The sequence below is a fragment of the Streptomyces lincolnensis genome (genome assembly GCF_021173675.1).
GTDB lineage: Bacteria > Actinomycetota > Actinomycetes > Streptomycetales > Streptomycetaceae > Streptomyces > Streptomyces lincolnensis_B.
This window is the reverse complement of record NZ_JAIHON010000012.1, coordinates 1-18,828: the sequence shown is the minus strand read 5'-3', so window position 1 is coordinate 18,828 and position 18,828 is coordinate 1. Positions and strand designations below refer to the sequence as shown.

Here is an 18,828-nt window from a genome sequence, read left to right as displayed (position 1 = left end):
CTCCTGTTGCGGCACCGCACGCTAGTGGGTTTCAGGTGCGGGATTGGCATGTTACTGCGGGGTCCACGCCAACTGCCGTACGGGGGCGAATGGTTGTATCGGGGGTGAGTCGGGGCGAATGGGGGAGCGCGGAGGGGGTCCCTTGTGGGGCAAGTGGGGGCGAAAGGTGTGGGTCGGGTGTGCGGTCGGGACGGGGTGTTAACCCGGGCACACCTGGGGGCGCGTTCCCTGACTAGTGGGGGAGCCGGGGGTGGCGTAGGTGGGATCGGCCTGTTGCTCGGGGGTGCGGCGAGGGGTGGGGCCGCTCGCCCGCGCTTGCGGGGCGCCGCCTGCGCCCACCCGTGCCGCCCCAGCGGCACGATTGCCCGCAGCTAAGGCAGACAGAGCCCCGCAGCTGGGGGCGGACGGTGACCGTAGCCACCTAGGGGCGCGGGGCCGCATCGACATGCGGCTCCGCCGCGTGGGCGCGACCGGCCCCCACCGGCCCGCAGACGCGACCGCATACGCGCCGGAGGCTACGCGCGGCGCAGCAGTACCCGGCGCGTCGCGCGAGCGAGGCGGACAGCCGGGCGCGCGGAGCGAGGGGCGGGACCGGACCGCTCCAGCCACCACTCACGGAGTTGCCGCCGTGCCGACGGATCGTCCAACTGGTGGGTGAGCAGGGCGTGTTCCGCGAAGGCGAGGGCATCGCGCCGGTAGCCGTCGGTCATCGGGTGGCCGTGGGCGTAGGCCAGGAAGGCCGGACGATACGAGGCGCCGAGGATGACCGGCAGCTCGGGGGCCACCTTCGCGACCACGTCCGCCCGCTTCGCGGCGAGCGCCCGGGCCTGCACACCCAGCCGCACCCGGTCGAACCCCTCGGGCACGGGCGTCCCGGCGACCAGCGCGGACAGCAGCGAGGTCTGGGCCAGGGCGAGGCGCTGACGGGTGAGGTCGTCGGCCGACGGGGAGGCGGCGGACGCGGTGCGTACCGCGTCGGCCGGGGTCGTGGCCCGCGCGCCCCCCTTCGCCACCGCCTCCCGTATCGCGCCCAACTCCCCCTCCAGCTCGGCGGGTTCGGGGAAGTTCTCGTCACGCTCCAGCAGTACCCCCGGCGGCGAGACCCGGGAGGCGAGGTCGGTGAGAATGTCCAGGACGGGGCGCGGGACCGGGTGGGCGTGGCTGTCGTGCCAGACGCCGTCGCGTTCGAAACCGCCCGCGACATGGACGTAGGCGATGGCCTCCAGGGGCAGGTCGGCGAGCGCCTCGGCCGGGTCCTCGCCGCGGTTGACGTGGTTGGTGTGCAGGTTGGCCACGTCGATCAGCAGCCGCACACCGGTGCGGTCGGCCAGGTCGTACAGGAACTGTCCCTCGGTCATCTCCTCGCCGGGCCAGGAGATGAGCGCGGCGATGTTCTCCACCGCCAGCGGCACCGGCAGCGCGTCCTGGGCGGCACGGATGTTCGCGCACAGCACGTCGAGGGCGTCCCGGGTGCGCGGCACCGGCAGCAGATGGCCCGCCTCCAGACGGGGGGAGGCCGTCAGCGGGCCGCCCGCGCGGACGAACGCGATGTGCTCGGTGACCAGCGGCGAGCCCAGCGCCTCGGCCCGCTCGGCGAGCGCGGTCAGCCGCCCCTCGTCGGGCCGATCCGCACCGCCGAGACCGAGCGAGACCCCGTGCGGGACCACGGTGACCCCACGCTCGCGCAGCCGCCGCAGGGACTCCGGGAGATGTCCGGGGCACACGTTCTCGGCCACGACCTCGACCCAGTCGATCCCCGGCATGCCCTCCACGGCGTCCGCGATCTCCGGCCGCCACCCGATGCCCGTTCCCAGTCGCTCCATGGTCCGTCCCCCTCCTCGGCTGCTTCCGGATGAGCGGTGCCGCCCTCGTGGGCGTGACGGGGGTATGGCCCCGGCACAGGGGCCCGAACCCCTGGACGTCCGCCTTCAGAGCAACATTTGAGGTTCGGGTCCGGAAGAGAGGCGCTTCACGGGCCGCCCCGGTCCCCTCAGTACGGGGGCGGGGGCCGGGATGTTCAGACGCGGGCGCCGCGACGGGTCATCGCAGGGCCGGATGGTCCGCGACCACCGTGGCCGAACCGGGCGCGATCTCGGTGAACCCCGCGTCCCGCACCAACGGCAGCCCGCTCGTGGTGAGTTGGCTCCAGTGGGCGGGGTCCGCGCCGCGCACGGCGAGCGGGAAACCCGCGTCCCGCCAGGCGGCCCGCTCCTCCTCCGACAGCTCCCACCAGGCCAGCTGGGCGCCGTGTCCGGCCTGTGCCATCGCCTTGCCGGCCGACATCTCCAGCTCCGGGTTGAGCCACAGCACCGGCGCGGAGGTGTCCGCCTCCACCGGCGGCTCCGGGTCGTCGAGATCGGTACCGGACACCTGGAGCCGGGCCAGGTCCTTGGGCCAGCCGTCCAGCGGCACGGGCGGGAACACCCGGACCTGAGCCGTCTTCCCGCTCACCGTGATCCCGTCCAGCGCCTCGGCCCGCCGCCACTCGGCTCCGCGGGCACGCCGTACGACCTTCCGGATCCGTGCGTCCTGCCAGTCCCGCACGACCTGGGCCCACTCGCCCTCGCCGGCGGAGCGCTCGTCGCTCAGCAGGACGAGAACCGCTCGCGCCGCGGTCTCCAGGGCGTCGGTGCGGGCAGGTGGAGCGTCGCGCTCGATGCGGACGACCAGGGGCAGCACGAACTGCGGGGCTTCGTCGCGCGGAGTGCGCTCGGACCGAAAGGGACTGTCACCGGGGGATACGGGTTCAACGCTCACACCGGCCAACCCTAAAGGGGTGGCCACGACAGGACATGATGACCTCATGCATCGCGCTCTACGGCTCGACAAGGTGGGCCGCCGCTACAACCTCCGCGGCCCCTGGGTCTTACGCAACGTCGACCTCACGATCAACCCCGGCGATCTCGTCCGCGTGGAGGGAACCAACGGCACCGGCAAGTCCACCCTCCTCCGCCTCCTCGCCGGCATCGACGCCCCCACCGAGGGCCGTATCACCGGCCGCCCCCGCACGGCCTACGTCCCCGAGCGCTTCCCGTCCGCCCTGCCCTTCACCCCGGTCGGCTACCTCACCCACCTCGGCGCCGTCCACGGCCTGTCCCGGCCGGCGGCCGCCCGGGCCGCCGAGGACTGGCTGCACCGCTTCGGCGCCACCCCCTACGCCCGCACCCCCATGTCCCAGCTCTCCAAGGGCAGCAGCCAGAAGGTCGCGGTGGCCCAGGCCCTGCTGGCCGACCCCGAGCTGCTCGTCCTGGACGAGGCGTGGACCGGCCTGGACGCCGCCGCCCGGGCCGAACTGGAGCGTGCGGTCGCCGAACGGACCGCGGCCGGAGGCGCCGTGGTGTTCGTCGACCACGACCCGGACCGCCTGGCGGGGGTGCCCGACGCGACGTACGCCGTGCGCGAGGGGGCTCTGGACCGCCGTACGGAACAGGTGACCGCGCCGACCGGCCCGCACGTCGTCGTGGAGGTCCAGGGCCCGCCGGGCGGCCGGCTGCCCGACCTGCCGCTCGCCGCCGCGGAGGAGACCGTGCCGGGTGCCTACCGGGTGACCGTCCCCGTGTCCCACTCGGACGTCCTGCTCCGCACGCTGCTCACGGCCCGGCCGTCCTGGCACGTGGTGAGCGTGGCGCGTGCCGACATCCCCCTCGACCAGGAAGGCCGCGCGTGACCGCCCTCCTCCGCCACCAGGCCGCCCTGCTCCTGCGCTCGCAGCGCTGGCTGCCGCCGTTCATCCTGTACGCCGTGTTCCTGGGCGTCGGCGTACAGGGCGGGCAGCCCGTGCTCGACTCGCTCGGCTACGCGGCCGCCGCCCTGCTGCCCGTCGCCGCCTGGCTGGTGCGGATCTGCGTCTCGGCCGAGCCGCCCGCGGCCCAGCACTGCGTGGCCGCGGCGGTGGGGCCCGGGCGGGCGCACCTCGCCCGGCTGCTGGTGGCGCTGGGCGGTGCGGCCGTCCTCGGCGCGGTCGCGACCGTCGTCCTGACCTGGATCAGCGATCCGGTGAGTTCCGACCACCAGACCCGGGTGCCGGTGCTCCCGGCGGGGGCCGCCGGGCTGCTCGCCGCGCTGGCCTGCGCCCTGCTGGGGACGGCCGTCGGCGCTCTCACCGCCTGGCCGGTGCTGCGCACGACGGGCAGGGCGGTCCCCGCGCTGCTGCTCGCGGCCCTGCTCTCGCTGGTGGTCTCGGGCTCCCCGGCGCAGGCGGCGGTCAGCGGGCTGGTCGCCGGGTCGCGGTCGGGCACGGTCGACCTGCCCGTGCTCCCGCTCGCCGGATCCGCCCTGCTCGCGGCCGTCGCCACCGTGGCGGCCTGCGCACTCACCTCGCGCAGGTCACCGTGAGCCCGCCGGTCGCCCCGAGCCCGCCGGTCAGCCGGAGCAGGCCGTGCGCTGCGCCTCCTGCCACTCGCACACCGGGCACAGCGTGATCCCCTTGTACGACTCCGGGTACTCGGTCGGCTCCCGGCACAGCACACACTCCGCATACGGCGGCCCCTCCGCCGTCGGCGGCTTCACCGCGTCGCGGATCGTGCAGTAGTCCTCGCTCATTCCTCCAGCGTAGGACGCTCACGGTCGGCCGGCGGCGGCGCCGATCAGCTCGGAGACCTTCACGAACCGGTAGCCCCGCTCGCGCAGCTCCGGCACGACCGTCCGCACGGCCCGCTCGGTCGCCGGGGCGGCGCTGCGGGTGCAGTGCAGCACGACCACGGACCCCGGCCGCACCCCCTGAAGGACCTGCCGGGCCACCGCGTCCGCGTCCGTCGCGAAGGCGTCCCCGCCCACCACGTCCCACTGCACGGCGGTGACCCCGGCCGGGGCCAGCGCCTTCAGGGCCTTCCGGTCGTAACACCCGCCCGGGAAACGGAAGTACGGCATCGGCTCGGGCACCCCGGCCTTCCGGAAGGCGGCGTACGCCCGCTCCACGTCCGCCCGCATCCGGTCGGCGGAGACGGTCGGCAGCCCGTAGCAGTCCGCGGTGAAGGCGTAGTGGCTGTAGGAGTGGTTGGCGACCTCGAAGAGCGGATCACGCCCGATGGAGCGCGCCTGCACCGGGTACTCCTCGGCCCAGCGGCCCGTCATGAACACCGTCGCCGGCACCTCCAGCGCCCGCAGCGTCGCGATCAGCCGCGGGTTGTCGAACCGCTCACCCGCCGCCGCCCGCGGCCCCTGACCGGCGGTCATGTCGGCGTCGAAGGTGAGCGCGACGGTCTTGTCGGGGGTGCGGGGGCCGTGCCGGAAGACGGGGGTGAGCGCGGCGGGCCCCGGGGCGAGTGTGGGCGGACGGGAGGGCGCGGGCGCCGAAGGGGCCGGGCGGGCGGCCGGGGGCTCCTGGACGGTGCCGCACGCGGTCAGGACGGCGGCGCTCAGGACACAGGCGAGGGTGGCACGTCGTACGCGAATGATCACCGTACGAACGTAGGATGATCATCCCTCCGTGGTGGCAGGCGCGACCGGGAGGTCACCCGGTCAGATGTCCCGCTGCTCCAGCGGCCTCGTCGCCGGGCCCTGGACCACCTTGCCGTCGGTGTCGAAGCGGGAGCCGTGGCAGGGGCACTCCCAGGCGCGTTCGGCGGCGTTGAAGGCGACGAGGCAGCCCAGGTGGGTGCAGCGGGGGGAGAGGGCGTGGAGGTGGCCGGCCTCGTCGCGGTGGACCGCGAGCCGTTCGCCGTCCACGCGGACCACCGCGCCCTCACCACGCTCGATGCCCTCGACGGGCCCGCCGGGCCGCAGCCGGTCGCCCACGAAGTGGCGGGCCACCTGGGCCTGGTGCTTGAGGAAGGCGGGCGCCTCGCGCACCGTGGAGCGCAGCCTGCGCGGGTCGTACAGCCCGCTCCAGGCGCACTCCTCGCCGGTGATCTGCGCGGTCAGCAGCCGGCCCGCCATCATGCCGCCGCTCAGGCCCCAGCCGCCGAAGCCGGTGGCCACGTACGTGTGGCGGGCGCCCGGGTGCAGGGGGCCGACCAGCGGGACGGTGTCCGTCGGGTCGTTGTCCTGGGTGGCCCAGGAGTGCGTGAGCGTGACGTCGGGGAAGTGCTCGGCGGCCCAGTCGGCCAGGTGCTGGAAGCGGGCCCGGGTGTCGCCGGTACCGGGCGTGAAGTGCTCCCCGGTGACGACGAGCAGGCGCCGTCCGTCCTCGGCCGGGGCGGTGCGGACCGAGCGGGTGCCCTCGTCCGGCGTGATGAACATGCCGTCCGGGTCCCGCTCGGCGTCGATGGTCCCGGCGACGACCAGCTCGCGGCGCGGGGAGAGCCGGGTGAAGAGCAGGGCGCGGTCGAAGACCGGGTAGTGCGTGGCGACCACGACGTCCCGGGCGCTCACCCGCGCCCCGGTGTCGGTGGTCAGCCGGCACGGCTCGCCCTCCTCCAGACCGATGACCGTGGTGTGCTCGTGGACGTGGGCGCCCCGCACCACCAGGTCCTCGGCGAGCGCGAGGAGGTATTTGCGCGGGTGGAACTGCGCCTGACCGGTGACCTTCACCGCGCCCGCCACCGGGAACGGCAGCCCGGTCTCGGTCACGAAGGACGCCGGCAGCCCCGCCTCGCGGGCCGCCTCGGCCTCGGCCCGCAGTTCGTCGATCCGGCCCGCGTCACACGCGTACGTGTACGCGCTGCGGCGCTCCCAGTCGCAGTCGACGCCCAGCTCGTCCGCGATCTCCGCGGCGCGCTCGATCGCCTCGCTCTGCGAGCGCGCGTACAGCCGGGCGCCCTCCGGGCCGCGGGTGTGCCGCAGTTTGTCGTAGATCAGGGTGTGCAGCGCGGTGAGCTTCGCGGTGGTGTGCCCGGTGACGCCGGCCGCGACCCGGCCGGCCTCCAGCAGCGCCACGGTCCGCCCGGCCCGCGCCAGCTCCCACGCCGTGCTCAGCCCGGCGACCCCGGCACCGATCACGGCCACGTCGACGTCCAGGTCCTCCGCGAGCGCCGGACGGTCGGGCCCGGGTGCCGTCTGGAGCCAGTACGAGCCGCTGACGTGCGAGTTCTCGGTCATGTCGGCCGGGTACCCCGTCCCGGGAGGTTCATCGGGCTCACCGCGCGAGCAGCCGCTCCCGGCACTCGGCCACGTCGAAGTCCGGCTTCGGGTAGCGCGGGTCCAGCGCCTCCAGATGCTCCAGGAGCAGTCGGCCCACGGCCCAGTTCCGGTACCACTTGCGGTCGCCCGGGATCACGTACCAGGGGGCGTGCGGGGTCGAGCACCGCTCCAGGGCGATCGCGTACGCCTCCTGGAACGCGGGCCACAGCGCCCGGTCGTCGATGTCGGACGGGGCGAACTTCCAGTGCTTGTCCGGCCGGTCCAGGCGCTTGAGCAGGCGGCGCCGCTGCTCCTCGTAGGAGATGTGCAGAAAGCACTTGATCACGGTCGTGCCGTCGTCGGCGAGGGACTGCTCGAAGCGGTTGATCTCGTCGTAGCGGCGCTCGATCTCCTCGCGCGGGGCGAGCTCGCGGACGCGGGCGATCAGGACGTCCTCGTAGTGGGAGCGGTCGAAGATGCCGAGTTCGCCGGGCTCGGGGAGGGCCTTCTCGATGCGCCACAGGAAGTGGCGCTTGCGCTCCTCGGGGGTGGGGGCCTTGAACGCCCGGACGCGGCAGCCGGACGGGTTGCAGTAGCCGATGACGTGTTTGATCGTGCCGCCCTTGCCGCTGGTGTCCATGCCCTGGAGCACCAGCAGCACCCGGCGCCGGTCGCCCGCCGTGCTCGCCGCGAACAGGCGTTCCTGGAGGTCGGCGAGGTGGTCCCCGAGGTCCGAGGTGGCGGCGAGGCCCGCGGTCTTGTCCCGGGGGCCGCCGCGGACCGCTCGTGTGTCGTACGCGGTCAGGTCGACGGGCGCGCCGCCGGGCACGCGCAGCAGCTCACGCAGCCCGGCCTTCGTGCCCTTGCCCGCCCTGCCTGTCCTGTGCGGCTCGGCCACGGGGGACCACCTCTCTCGTCCGTCGGCTACCTGCGCCAGGGGCCCGTCACCGCGAACGTCGTCCCCGGTGTGTAGCAGTTGACGTACATCGTCTCCCCGTCCGGCGAGAAGGCGACGCCCGCGAACTCGCCGTACTCCGGCTCCTCGGGGGTACCGATGTTCTGGGCGTTGCGCGCCATCGCGTACACTTGGCCCCGGCGGGTGACGCCGTAGACGTGCTGGATACCGCTGCCGTCCTCGCAGACCATCAGGCCGCCGCTGGGGGCGAGGCAGATGTTGTCCGGGGACTCGCCGGGGAGCTGGATGTCCGTGTCGGGGCCGAAGACGATCACGAGGGTCAGCCGGCGCGAGGAGGGGTCGTAGCGCCAGATCTGCCCGAAGTGGTCCGCCGCCGAGCCCTCCGCGCTGCGCGCGAACGACGACACGAAGTAGACGCTCCGGCCGCCCCAGTAGCAGCCCTCCAGCTTCTGTGCGTGCGTGATGCCCTTCGGCCCGAAGTCCTGGAAGCGGATGGGGGTTTCGACCGCCAGCGGATCCGGTACGTCGACCCACTCGACGCCGTCGAAGCAGGCGCCGGTCTCGTGGATCGAGGACAGGTCCGGTACGCCGGGCACCCGCATCGCCTGGAGCCGGCCGCCCGCGCGCAGTGAACCCGGGCCGCCCGGCGCCTTCTTCGGCAGGAAGCGGTAGAACAGGCCGAAGGGCCGCTCGAAGGCGTCCTCGGTCTCGTAGACGATGCCCCGCCTCGGGTCGACGGCGATCGCCTCGTGCTGGAAGCGGCCCATCGCGGTCAGCGGTACGGCGCCGGAGCGGTGCGGGTCGGCCGGGTCGACCTCGAAGATGAAGCCGTGGTCCTTGGTGTAACCGTTGGTGCCGGCCTTGTCCTCGGTCTCCTCGCAGGTCAGCCAGGTGCCCCAAGGGGTGGGCCCGCCCGCGCAGTTGACGGCCGTACCGGCGATCGCGACCCGCTCCGAGAGCACCTTGTTGCGGGAGTCCAGCGTCAGGGCCGTACAACCGCCCTTGCCCGCCGGGTCGTAGGTCAGGCCCTCGACCGTCGGGACGGGAATCCGGCCGTTGTGGCGGTTCTCGTGGTTGCGGACCAGGTGGACGCGGCCGTGTCTGCCGGGCAGGGCCGTCATGCCGTCGTGGTTGGAGGGGACCTTGCCCTCACCGGAGCGCAAGGGGTCGCCCTCGCGGGAGAGGACCTGGTAGCGGAAACCCTTGGGCAGGTCGAGCAGGCCCTTGGGATCGGGGATCAGCGGGCCGTAGTCGCTGTGGCCCAGTTGCTGCGCGGCGGCGGTGCCCGCGAAGAGCTCGGGGAGACTTCCGGCGAAGGCGATCGAGGCGCCCAGCGCCCCGGTGCGCGCGAGGACCTGACGGCGTGTCGCGGCGGTAGGTGTCGTGGTGGTTGTCGCGGCGGTGGATTCGGACATGGCAACGCCCTTCCTGCTGGCGGACAGGAACCTTGTGACGCCGCTGTGTCTATCACCTGCGGGGAGCCTCGGGAACCACGCGCGTAGAACGTGTCACGTGCCCGAAGGCCGCTCCTGAGCCCTCTCCAGGAACCGCAGCAGCTCCACCGGGAAGGGCAGGACGAGGGTCGAGTTCTTCTCGGCGGCGACCGCCACCACCGTCTGGAGCAACCGCAGCTGGAGCGCGGCGGGCTGCTCGGACATCTCCTTGGCGGCCTCGGCGAGCTTCTTCGACGCCTGCAGTTCGGCGTCGGCGTTGATGATCCGGGCCCGCCGCTCGCGGTCGGCCTCGGCCTGCCGGGCCATCGAGCGCTTCATCGTGTCCGGCAGCGAGACGTCCTTGATCTCGACGCGGTCGATCTGCACGCCCCAGCCGACGGCCGGGCTGTCGATCATCAGCTCCAGGCCCTGGTTGAGCTTCTCGCGGTCGGAGAGCAGATCGTCCAGGTCGCTCTTGCCGATGATCGAGCGCAGCGAGGTCTGGGCCATCTGCGAGACCGCGAACTTGTAGTCCTCGACCTGGACCAGCGCGTTCGCCGCGTCGACCACCTTGAAGTAGACGACCGCGTCCACGCGCACGGTCACGTTGTCCCGGGTGATGCCCTCCTGGGCCGGCACCGGCATCGTGACGATCTGCATGTTCACCTTGTGCAGCCGGTCCACGAGCGGGACCACCATCGTGAAGCCCGGGGGCCGCACCTCACCCGCGAGCCGTCCGAGCCGGAACACCACCCCGCGCTCGTACTGCTTGACCACCCGCGCCGCCGAGGCCACGTAGACGAGCCCGGCGGAACCGGTCGCCGCGGCCGCCGTCAACAGTTCCTGGAGCATGCCGGCCTCCCGCTCAGAGGTCCGATGTCGCCGCTTCTGCCACGATATGCCGGATGCCCGGTCCGGGGCCACGATCGACCCCGGACCGGGCATCCGGTGCGTACTCCCGGTGTGCTTACGGAGCGGTGACCTTCACCGGCTCGGGCTCGGTGACCCGCACCGGTTCGGTGCCGACCGCGCTGTGCCGTTCGGCCCAGTTCTCCAGCGCCGTACGGCAGGCGTGGTCCAGGTGGTGCAGCCCGGACAGGTCCAGCTCGACCGGGCGGTCCTGGGGCAGGGCCTCCAGGCTGTCGAGGATCTTCGGCAGCCTGAGGAAGGTCGCGTTGCCCGACAGGTGCGCCTGGATGGGGCCGGCGCCCTTGTCGACGACCTCCATCTTGAGGTGCGAGGCCTCCCACGCCGTCTTGACGACGGACAGGGCCAGACCGATGAGCACGCCCTCGAACATGTTCACCACGACGATCGAGACGGCGGTGACCATGAGGATCAGCGCCTCGCCGCGGTGGCCCCGCCACAGCGTCGCGATCTGCTGGAACGGGATCAGCTTCCAGCCCGCGTGCACGAGGATGCCGGCCAGCGCGGGGATCGGGATCAGGGCCAGGGCCCACGGCATCGCGGCGGCGAACAGCAGCAGCCACACACCGTGCAGCACCCGCGAGGCCTTGGTCTTCGCGCCCGCGTTGACGTTGGCGGAGCTGCGCACGATCACCGCGGTCATCGGCAGCGCGCCGAGGGCGCCGCAGACGGTGTTGCCGACGCCCTGGGCGATCATCTCCTTGTCGTAGTCGGTGCGCGGACCGTCGTGCAGCCGGTCCACGGCCGCCGCGCTGAACAGGCTCTCGGCGGAGGCGATCAGCGCGAACGCGATGATCGTGCCCCAGATGGCAGGGCTGGCCAGTTCGCCGAGGGCACCGGTGTCGGGCGGCTGGATGACGCCGAGCAGGCCCTCCACCTCCACGGTGGCGACCGGGAGGCTGAAGACGAGGCCGGCGAGGGTGGCCAGGACGACCGCGGCGAGGGCGCCGGGGACGGACTGCACGGCCTTCGGCATCTTCTTCCACAGCACGATGACGGCGATGGTGCCCGCGCCGATCGCGAGGGAGGCCAGGGCCTCGGTGCTGCCGAGCGCGTCGGAGAACGCCCCCGGCAGCCCCGTGATCTTGCCGAGGCCGGACTCCGGGGCCTTCAGGCCCGCCGCCGCGTAGATCTGGCCGGCGATGATCACCAGACCGATGCCGAAGAGCATGCCCTCGACGACGGAGACGGATATCGCCCGGAACCAGCGGCCGATCCTGAAGAAGCCCATGGCGAGCTGGAGCAGACCGGCCATCAGCACGATCACACCGAGCGTGCCCACCCCGAACTCGCTGACGGCCTCGAAGACCAGCACGGTGAGGCCGGCGGCCGGTCCGGAGACCTGGAGGCTGCTGCCGCGCATGAGCCCGGTGACGAGGCCGCCCACGATGCCGGTGATCAGACCCAGCTCGGCGGGGACGCCGGAGGCGACCGCCACGCCGACGCACAGCGGTACGGCGACCAGGAAGACGACGATGGAGGCGAGGAAGTCCTGCCTCAGATGAGGGAACCTGGAGGTCATGGTCGTCATGGCGGTCACAGACCCTCGAACGCGTCGGTCTCGGCGCGGTGGGCGTGGACCCGGCCGGTGTGGACTTCGTAGTACCAGGCGTGCAGGGTCAGTTGGTCCTCCGTCAGTTTCTTGTCGATGAACGGGTAGGAGCGCAGGCGCAGGACCTGGGCCAGGACGTGGCTCTGCACGCCCTCGGCGACGCACGGGTCCTCGACCGCTCCGGCGGGACGCGGAGTGGCGCTGACGAGCCAGTCGCGGACGGCCGGGACGGCGTCCAGGTCGTCACCGCGGACCAGGGCGCCGACGGCGCCGCAGTGCGAGTGGCCGCAGACCACGATGTCGCGGACGCCCAGCACCTCCACGGCGTACTCGATGGTGGCGGCCTCGCTGGTGGGGTGCTCGGAGGCGTACGGGGGCACGATGTTGCCGGCGGTGCGCAGCTCGAAGAGCTCGCCGGGCCGGGCGCCCGTGATCAGGGCCGGGACGACCCTGGAATCGGAGCAGGTGATGAACAGGACCTGCGGCGACTGGCCTTCGGCCAGTTTGGCGAACTCCTCAGGGCGCTGTCCGAACATGCGGGCGTTGTCGATGAGGGGCTGCATGATGTGGTGACTCCTCCTGGCGCGCCGAACGGCGCGTCGGACTTACATGACAGTGGTGGGGGGAGAACTCCACTGCTGTCAGCAGCGGAAGACCTGCAGAGCGGCAGGGGTGTGCGCGGCCGAGGATCTCGACAGCGCGAACGAGTCGCGCGTGAGGCGTTCGGGGACGTCTGTCTCGTCCCGGCGGAGCGAGGGGCACTCGGGCCCCTGGGGAGCGAAGTCGACGGCGCGATGCCTGTCGCGCGGGCGCAGGGGACCGGTCGGGTCCCCGGAGGCCTCGCAGTGGCGGGAGGTGGCCGTCTCGTCGCGCAGGGCCTTCCCGGAGAGCTTGGTTCCGGGCTGACCTTTGGCCTCGACCTGACCGATCGTGTGCGCGGATGCGAAGGACTCGGTGGGAGCGAAGAACGGGAGGGCGAGCAGGGCGGCGGCGAGGAGCGCCAGCACGGTTCGTGCCGTCGTACCTCGGAACATGCGCCCCCCTCTCGGTAGTTCACACCTTTTGTACAGACCAACGCTTGGTCAACGACTGGTCAAGAAACACCTTAGCTCGGCAAAGTTGTTTGCAGGGTTAACTTAACGTTTCCAGCTGAAGAGAGGCTGAAGCGCGCAGGTAGCTTGGCGCGAACCGGCTCTTGATCAAGGCCCGTTGACCGGGTATGGCAGAGCGGGGTGAAGGAATTCCGGGTGTATAAGCGCCCGTACGAGCGGGTGTACGGGCGTGTTGTCAGGCGGACTCGACGAGGCCCTTGGCGTCCCGGGCGAGGGCGGTCAGACGGGAGATCGCCCGGAAGTACTTCTTGCGGTAGCCGCCCTTCAGCATCCCCTCGCTGAACAGGCGGTCGAAGGGCTGCCCCGAGGCCAGGACCGGGATCTCACGGTCGTAGAGCCGGTCCGCGAGGACGACCAGCCGGAGGGCCGTCGACTCGTCGGGCACCGCCTGGACGGCGGTGAGGCAGACGGCCCGCAGTTCGTCGGTCAGGGCGCCGTAACGGCTGGGGTGGACGCGGGCGAGGTGGTCGAGGAGGCGCGGGAACGCGTCAAGTGAGGCACCCGGGGTGGCGTGCGCGGCCTTGGTGACCTGCTCGTCGGTGAACGGCGCCGGGGCCTCGGGCAGACCGCGGTGGCGGTAGTCCTCGCCGTCGATGCGCAGCGGGCGGAAGTGCGCGGACAGGCCCTGGATCTCCCGCAGGAAGTCGGCCGAGGCGAAGCGGCCCTCGCCGAGCTTGCCGGGGAGGGTGTTGGAGGTGGCGGCGAGCGCCACGCCCGCGTCGACCAGCCGGCCGAGCAGGGTCGACACCAGGACGGTGTCGCCCGGGTCGTCCAGCTCGAACTCGTCGATGCACAGCAGACGGTGGCCGGAGAGGGTCTGCACGGTCTTCTGGAAGCCCAGGGCGCCGACGAGGTTGGTCAGCTCGACGAAGGTGCCGAACGCCTTCAGGCCGGGCTCGGCCGGGGTGGCGTGCCAGAGCGAGGCCAGCAGGTGGGTCTTGCCGACGCCGTAGCCGCCGTCGAGGTAGACCCCGCGCGGGCCGGCCGGGGCCTTGGGCGCCTTGGCCTTGCCCAGGCCGAGGAAACCGCGCCGGGGCTTTCCGGCGCCGGAGGCGTGTGCACCGCCCAGTCCGGCGGCGAAGGACTCCAGGACCCGCACGGCCTCGGTCTGGCTCGGCTGGTTCGGGTCCGGGACGTACGTGCCGAAGCGCACCGAGTCGAACCGCGGCGGCGGCACCATCTCGGCGACCAGCCGGTCCGCGGGAACGTGCGGCTCACGGGCGCACAGGGACAGCGGGGCGGTGTCGGCTATCGAGCCGAATCCGGGCGCGGCGGGAGTGGTAGGCACGGTTACCCATGCTAGGGCCTGTCCGGCGAGGTGGGGCGCGGGTGTGTGGCCGGTGGCTGATCGGTGGCGGTGGGTGGGGGGCGATGGGGGCTCGCGTGGGGTTGTTTCGAGCGGGGGTGAGGGGTTCCGCGTGGGGTTGTTTCGAGCCGGGGCGATGGGGGCCCGCGTGGGGTTGCTCGGAGAGGGGGCGAGGGGTCCCGTGTGGGGTTGCTTGGAGCTGGGGCGATAGGGGCCCGCGGGGTTGTTTTGAGCGTGGGGAGAGTGCGGCCGCAGGGCGGATGAGGGCGGTGACGTGATGGGGGCCCGCGCGTGAGCGCTTTCGGGCGTGGGGGAATCGGCGGGGGTGTGGTGGTGCTTGATCGGTGCCGGTGAGTGGGGGCGATGGGGGCCCGCGCGGGATTTCGAGCGGGGGCGATGGGGGCCCGCGTGGGGTTGCTCGGAGAGGGGGCGAGGGATCCCGCGCAGGGTTGCTTCCAGCCGGGGCGACGGGGGCCCGCAGGGTTGCTTCGAGAGGGGGTGAGGTGGCCCGCAGGGTTGCTTGGAGCGGGGGCGAGGAGGCCCCACACGGGGGTGCTTGGAGCGGGGGCGATCGGCCCCGCATGGGGTTGCTTCGAGGGGGGGCGATGGGATCCCGCGCAGGGTTGCTTCGAGCCGGGGCGACGGGGGCCCGCAGGGTTGCTTCGAGAGGGGGTGAGGTGGCCCGCAGGGTTGCTTGGAGCGGGGGCGATCGGCCCCGCATGGGGTTGCTTCGAGGGGGCGATGGGATCCCGCTCAGGGTTGCTTCCAGCCGGGGCGACGGGGGCCCGCAGGGTTGCTTCGGGCGTGGGGAGCGTGCGGTCGGAAGGCGGACGAGGGTGGCGACGCGATGGGGCCCCGCGTGAGCGCATTCGGGTGGGGGAGGGGAGTCGGCGACCGGCGAGACCGCTGCTGGGGGGGGGCGGTCCCCCTCCCGCCTTTGGGGCGCTGGGGGAGTGCGTGCCAGGCCCCCGTGTCCCGGGGCATGGTCCACCGGACAGGCGCTGAGGGGCGTGCCAGACTGCACGGCATGCGACGCCTGTTCCCTGTGACCGACGAGACAGCCGCCCGCGCCGCCGGAGGGGAGGGTGGCGTCTCCGGCGACCGTGAGTGGAGCCTCGCCGAGTTGGCCGCCGCGTACGCCTATCCGGAGCTCGGGCCGGGGGGAGCGGCCGGGGCCGGCGGGCCGGAGGTCTGGCTGCGGGCCAACATGGTGTCCACGCTCGACGGCGCGGCCCAGCACGACGGCCGGTCGCAGCCCATCTCCACCGCGACCGACATGCGGATCTTCGGCACCCTGCGGGCCCTGGCGGACGTGGTCGTCGCCGGTGCGGAAACGGTACGCCAGGAGGGTTACCGCCCGGCACGCGCGCGTGCGGAGTTCGCGGCGATGCGGGAGGCGGCCGGGCAGGGGCCGGCACCGGCGATCGCCGTGGTCAGCGCGAGCCTGGACCTGGACTTCTCGCTCCCGCTGTTCACCTCGCCCCTGGTGCCCACCCTGATCCTCACCGGCGCCGCCGCGGCCCCCGACCGGATCGCCGCGGCCGAGAAGTCCGGCGCCCGGGTGGTCGTCGCCGGGGACGGCGTCGGCGTGGAGCCCGCCCGGGCCGTACGGGCGCTCGCCGAACTGGGGCACACCCGGCTGCTGACGGAGGGCGGGCCGCGACTGCTCGGTCAACTGGTGGCCGCCGGGGTACTGGACGAGCTGTGCCTGACCGTCTCCCCGATGCTCACCGCGGGGGACGCGCAGCGCATCGCCGGGGGGCCGTCGGTGGCGGTTCCGCAGCGGTTCGGGCTGGTGTCGCTGCTGGAGGAGGAGGGGTTCTTGTTCAGCCGGTACGCGCGCAGGTGAACCGCAAGGGGGTTCGAGCGTTACCGCTGGTCACGACATCGGCGGAATCTACCGTTCCGTTTACTGTCCGACGGGCACACTGAATCCGGCAGTACCCGTGAGATCACGGGGCAGGATGGTTTCCGCAGGGGCCTGGCACGGCCCACGGAGGAGAGAGGGCGCCTGGTGTTCACAAGCGTTTTGATGATCGAGAAGGCCCTTACGTCCGCCGACGTGGAGTTCGTCACCACCTTGCACGGGGACGAGCAGGTCGCCTTCCACGTGCTGCTCCAGCCGCGCGGCGACCAGGCGGACCGCCTGCTGCGGGCCATCGACGACGTCGCGCTCGGCGAGCTGGACGAGGCGGTGCGGGAGGGCGAGACGCCGGAGGGGGACGAGGCGAAGGGGGTCGGGGAGCAGGCGTTGACCGTGTCCCTGCGGGCGCTGCGCGCGGCGGGCAGCGAGGCGGAGGGGCGGTTGATCGAGGATCATCCGCTGGACGCGCTGAAGTCGCTGGTCGAGGAGATCGGCGCGGACGAGGTGATCGTGCTGACGGATCCCCACTACGTGGAGGAGTTCTTCCACCGGGACTGGGCGTCCAGGGCGCGGCACAAGGTGGGGGTGCCGGTGCTGAAGCTGTTCTCGCACAGCAAGGCGCAGGCGTAGGGGCTGACGCCCCTTGAGGTGGGCACGGGGCCGGACGCAATAGGCTGGGCCCTCATCGTCGTACCGCACTCTGGGGAGAAAACGCATGGCACCCGGCATTCCCACCGCCATGGACCGACCGCACTTCATCGGGATCGGTGGGGCCGGGATGTCGGGGATCGCGAAGATCCTCGCGCAGCGGGGGGCGAAGGTCGCGGGCAGTGACGCGAAGGAGTCCGCGACGGCCGAGGCGCTGCGGGCGCTCGGGGCGACCGTGCACATCGGGCACGCGGCGGGGCACCTGGCGGACGACGCCACGTGCGTGGTCGTCTCGTCGGCGATCCGGGCCGACAACCCGGAGCTGGCGCGGGCGGCCGAGCTGGGCGTCCCCGTGGTCCACCGGTCGGACGCGCTGGCCCGGCTGATGGACGGCCTGCGGCCGATCGCGGTCGCCGGTACGCACGGCAAGACGACCACGACGTCCATGCTGGCGGTGTCGCTGGGCGAGCTGGGGCTGCGGCCGTCGTACGCCATCGGCGGCGACCTGGACGCGCCCGGTTCGAACGCCCTGCACGGCGAGGGCGAGATCTTCGTCGCCGAGGCGGACGAGTCGGACCGGAGCTTCCACAAGTACGCCCCCGAGGTAGCGATCGTCCTCAACGTGGAGCTGGACCACCACGCCAACTACGCCTCCATGGACGAGATCTACGAGTCCTTCGAGACGTTCGCGGGCAGGATCGTGCCCGGCGGCACGCTGGTGATCACCGCGGACCACGAGGGCGCGCGGGAGCTGACGCGGCGGCTGGCCGGATCGGTGCGGACCGTGACGTACGGGGAGTCGGCGGACGCGGACGTGCGGATCCTGTCGGTGACCGCGCAGGGGCTGAAGAGCGAGGTCGTGGTCCTGCTGGACGGCGTCGAGCTGACCTTCACGGTCTCCGTGCCCGGCCGGCACTACGCGCACAACGCCGTGGCCGCGCTGGCCGCGGGCGTGGCGCTGGGCGTCCCGGCCGCCGAGCTCGCCCCGGCGCTGGCCGCGTACACGGGCGTCAAGCGGCGCCTGCAGCTGAAGGGCGAGGCGGCCGGCGTCCAGGTCATCGACTCCTACGCCCACCACCCGACCGAGATGACCGCGGACCTGGAGGCGATGCGGGCGGCGGCCGGTGACGCCCGGATCCTGGTCGTCTTCCAGCCGCACCTGTTCTCCCGGACCCAGGAGCTCGGCAAGGAGATGGGGCAGTCCCTGACCCTGGCGGACGCCTCCGTGGTCCTCGACATCTACCCGGCCCGCGAGGACCCGGTCCCCGGGGTCACCAGCGAGCTGATCATCGAGGCCGCGCGGGCCGCGGGCGCGGACGTGACGCCGGTCCACGACAAGGACGCGGTGCCGGAGACGGTCGCGGGAATGGCGAAGGCCGGTGATCTCGTTCTCACCATGGGCGCGGGTGACGTGACGGACCTGGGCCCGCGGATCCTGGACCGTCTCACACAGAAGTGACTCGCACAGAAGTAAGGGGTTGGCCTTCATGTCGTACGACGTCGAGAAGCCGGACGAGCAGTGGCGCGCGGAGCTGACCCCGGCCGAGTACGCCGTCCTGCGGCAGGCCGGCACGGAGCCCGCCTTCGTCGGTGAGTACACCGACACCAAGACCACGGGCGTCTACTCCTGCCGCGCCTGCGGCGCCGAACTGTTCACCTCCACCACGAAGTTCGAGTCCCACTGCGGCTGGCCGAGCTTCTACGATGCACGCAACTCCGATGCGGTGGAACTTGTGGAGGACCGGTCGCATGGGATGGTGCGGACTGAGGTGCGGTGTGCTCGGTGCGGGTCGCATCTGGGACACGTGTTCGAGGGGGAGGGTTACCCGACTCCGACGGATCAGCGGTACTGCATCAACAGCATCTCGTTGCGGCTGACGCCGGACGAGGGCTGATCCGCGTGGCGCACCATCGCATAGTGCGTAACTGAGGCCCTGACCAGGTTGAAGTGACCCCTCGGGGCCCGACACTTCCGTTCTATGCCGCAAGGCCGAGTCGTTGTCGGTAGCGGGTTCTCGCTTCGTACGGCGTGATGTAGCCGATGGTCGAGTGGATCCGCTCCCGGTTGTAA

18 protein-coding genes are annotated in these 18,828 nt (G+C 72.5%); 6 read left to right on the top strand and 12 right to left on the bottom strand.

Annotated features, from left to right (window positions below; translation table 11 throughout):
- Nucleotides 1-515: 515 nt before the first annotated feature.
- A complete protein-coding gene (locus K4B79_RS32710; RefSeq protein WP_232030932.1) occupies nt 516-1,823 on the bottom strand; it encodes a DUF692 domain-containing protein in 1,308 nt (435 codons plus the stop codon).
- Between the two features lie 217 nt (nt 1,824-2,040).
- On the bottom strand, nt 2,041-2,805 hold the full coding sequence (locus K4B79_RS32705; RefSeq protein WP_269464225.1) for a peptidyl-tRNA hydrolase: 765 nt from the start codon (nt 2,803-2,805) through the stop codon (nt 2,041-2,043).
- Between K4B79_RS32705 and K4B79_RS32700 the strand changes: the two genes are divergently transcribed.
- Nucleotides 2,804-3,667, top strand: a complete 864-nt coding sequence (locus K4B79_RS32700) for an ABC transporter ATP-binding protein (RefSeq protein ID WP_232030930.1) — start codon at nt 2,804-2,806, stop codon at nt 3,665-3,667. The genes K4B79_RS32705 and K4B79_RS32700 overlap by 2 nt on opposite strands.
- Complete coding sequence (locus K4B79_RS32695; RefSeq protein ID WP_232030929.1) at nt 3,664-4,335, top strand: ABC transporter; 672 nt, start codon at nt 3,664-3,666, stop codon at nt 4,333-4,335. The genes K4B79_RS32700 and K4B79_RS32695 overlap by 4 nt, the downstream gene beginning before the upstream one ends.
- 27 nt (nt 4,336-4,362) lie before the next feature.
- Here the strand turns inward: K4B79_RS32695 and K4B79_RS32690 are convergent, their stop codons facing one another.
- The 10 genes from K4B79_RS32690 to zapE form a co-directional block, all read right to left on the bottom strand.
- Nucleotides 4,363-4,542, bottom strand: coding sequence for a hypothetical protein (locus tag K4B79_RS32690; RefSeq protein WP_067441567.1), 180 nt, complete (start codon nt 4,540-4,542; stop codon nt 4,363-4,365).
- A gap of 18 nt (nt 4,543-4,560) precedes the next feature.
- Entirely contained in the window at nt 4,561-5,400 is an 840-nt protein-coding gene (locus tag K4B79_RS32685; RefSeq protein ID WP_232030928.1) for a polysaccharide deacetylase family protein, read from the bottom strand.
- A 60-nt stretch (nt 5,401-5,460) separates the two neighbouring features.
- Nucleotides 5,461-6,978, bottom strand: a complete 1,518-nt coding sequence (locus tag K4B79_RS32680) for an FAD-dependent oxidoreductase (protein ID WP_232030927.1) — start codon at nt 6,976-6,978, stop codon at nt 5,461-5,463.
- Between the two features lie 37 nt (nt 6,979-7,015).
- A complete protein-coding gene (locus tag K4B79_RS32675) occupies nt 7,016-7,897 on the bottom strand; it encodes a PPK2 family polyphosphate kinase (protein WP_232030926.1) in 882 nt (293 codons plus the stop codon).
- 26 nt (nt 7,898-7,923) lie between these two features.
- The gene (locus K4B79_RS32670) at nt 7,924-9,330 is read right to left on the bottom strand and encodes a PhoX family protein (RefSeq protein WP_232030925.1); all 1,407 of its coding nucleotides are present in this window, start codon (nt 9,328-9,330) and stop codon (nt 7,924-7,926) included.
- Between the two features lie 93 nt (nt 9,331-9,423).
- The gene (locus K4B79_RS32665; RefSeq protein WP_232030924.1) at nt 9,424-10,200 is read right to left on the bottom strand and encodes a slipin family protein; all 777 of its coding nucleotides are present in this window, start codon (nt 10,198-10,200) and stop codon (nt 9,424-9,426) included.
- Nucleotides 10,201-10,315: 115 nt separating this feature from the next.
- Nucleotides 10,316-11,797 (bottom strand): SulP family inorganic anion transporter, encoded by a 1,482-nt coding sequence (locus K4B79_RS32660; protein ID WP_374208534.1) that lies wholly within the window; start codon nt 11,795-11,797, stop codon nt 10,316-10,318.
- 14 nt (nt 11,798-11,811) lie between these two features.
- The gene (locus K4B79_RS32655; RefSeq protein WP_232030922.1) at nt 11,812-12,390 is read right to left on the bottom strand and encodes a carbonic anhydrase; all 579 of its coding nucleotides are present in this window, start codon (nt 12,388-12,390) and stop codon (nt 11,812-11,814) included.
- 78 nt (nt 12,391-12,468) lie between these two features.
- A complete protein-coding gene (locus K4B79_RS32650; protein ID WP_232030921.1) occupies nt 12,469-12,861 on the bottom strand; it encodes a hypothetical protein in 393 nt (130 codons plus the stop codon).
- A gap of 253 nt (nt 12,862-13,114) precedes the next feature.
- Entirely contained in the window at nt 13,115-14,227 is a 1,113-nt protein-coding gene (zapE, locus tag K4B79_RS32645) for a cell division protein ZapE (protein ID WP_232030920.1), read from the bottom strand.
- A 1,045-nt stretch (nt 14,228-15,272) separates the two neighbouring features.
- Here zapE and K4B79_RS32640 point away from each other — a divergent pair.
- The 4 genes from K4B79_RS32640 (at nt 15,273) to msrB (ending at nt 18,652) form a co-directional block, all read left to right on the top strand.
- Nucleotides 15,273-16,094 carry a pyrimidine reductase family protein gene (locus K4B79_RS32640; protein ID WP_232030919.1) on the top strand — a complete coding sequence of 274 codons (822 nt, stop codon included), beginning with the start codon at nt 15,273-15,275 and terminating at the stop codon, nt 16,092-16,094.
- Between the two features lie 165 nt (nt 16,095-16,259).
- Nucleotides 16,260-16,739, top strand: coding sequence for an indole-3-glycerol phosphate synthase (locus K4B79_RS32635; RefSeq protein WP_374208533.1), 480 nt, complete (start codon nt 16,260-16,262; stop codon nt 16,737-16,739).
- Between the two features lie 85 nt (nt 16,740-16,824).
- Entirely contained in the window at nt 16,825-18,216 is a 1,392-nt protein-coding gene (gene murC, locus K4B79_RS32630) for a UDP-N-acetylmuramate--L-alanine ligase (protein WP_232030918.1), read from the top strand.
- Nucleotides 18,217-18,244: 28 nt separating this feature from the next.
- Nucleotides 18,245-18,652, top strand: a complete 408-nt coding sequence (gene msrB / locus K4B79_RS32625) for a peptide-methionine (R)-S-oxide reductase MsrB (protein ID WP_232030917.1) — start codon at nt 18,245-18,247, stop codon at nt 18,650-18,652.
- The last annotated feature ends 176 nt before the right edge of the window (nt 18,653-18,828 follow it).

Coding starts and splice junctions, on each gene's coding strand:
- K4B79_RS32650 (WP_232030921.1), bottom strand. CDS start 12,861: ATGTTCCGAGGTACGACGGCACGAACCGTGCTGGCGCTCCTCGCCGCC.
- K4B79_RS32690 (WP_067441567.1), bottom strand. CDS start 4,542: ATGAGCGAGGACTACTGCACGATCCGCGACGCGGTGAAGCCGCCGACG.
- K4B79_RS32710 (WP_232030932.1), bottom strand. CDS start 1,823: ATGGAGCGACTGGGAACGGGCATCGGGTGGCGGCCGGAGATCGCGGAC.
- murC (WP_232030918.1), top strand. CDS start 16,825: ATGGCACCCGGCATTCCCACCGCCATGGACCGACCGCACTTCATCGGG.
- K4B79_RS32640 (WP_232030919.1), top strand. CDS start 15,273: ATGCGACGCCTGTTCCCTGTGACCGACGAGACAGCCGCCCGCGCCGCC.
- K4B79_RS32670 (WP_232030925.1), bottom strand. CDS start 9,330: ATGTCCGAATCCACCGCCGCGACAACCACCACGACACCTACCGCCGCG.
- K4B79_RS32705 (WP_269464225.1), bottom strand. CDS start 2,805: ATGAGGTCATCATGTCCTGTCGTGGCCACCCCTTTAGGGTTGGCCGGT.
- K4B79_RS32700 (WP_232030930.1), top strand. CDS start 2,804: ATGCATCGCGCTCTACGGCTCGACAAGGTGGGCCGCCGCTACAACCTC.
- K4B79_RS32665 (WP_232030924.1), bottom strand. CDS start 10,200: ATGCTCCAGGAACTGTTGACGGCGGCCGCGGCGACCGGTTCCGCCGGG.
- K4B79_RS32660 (WP_374208534.1), bottom strand. CDS start 11,797: ATGACCTCCAGGTTCCCTCATCTGAGGCAGGACTTCCTCGCCTCCATC.
- K4B79_RS32680 (WP_232030927.1), bottom strand. CDS start 6,978: ATGACCGAGAACTCGCACGTCAGCGGCTCGTACTGGCTCCAGACGGCA.
- msrB (WP_232030917.1), top strand. CDS start 18,245: ATGTCGTACGACGTCGAGAAGCCGGACGAGCAGTGGCGCGCGGAGCTG.
- K4B79_RS32655 (WP_232030922.1), bottom strand. CDS start 12,390: ATGCAGCCCCTCATCGACAACGCCCGCATGTTCGGACAGCGCCCTGAG.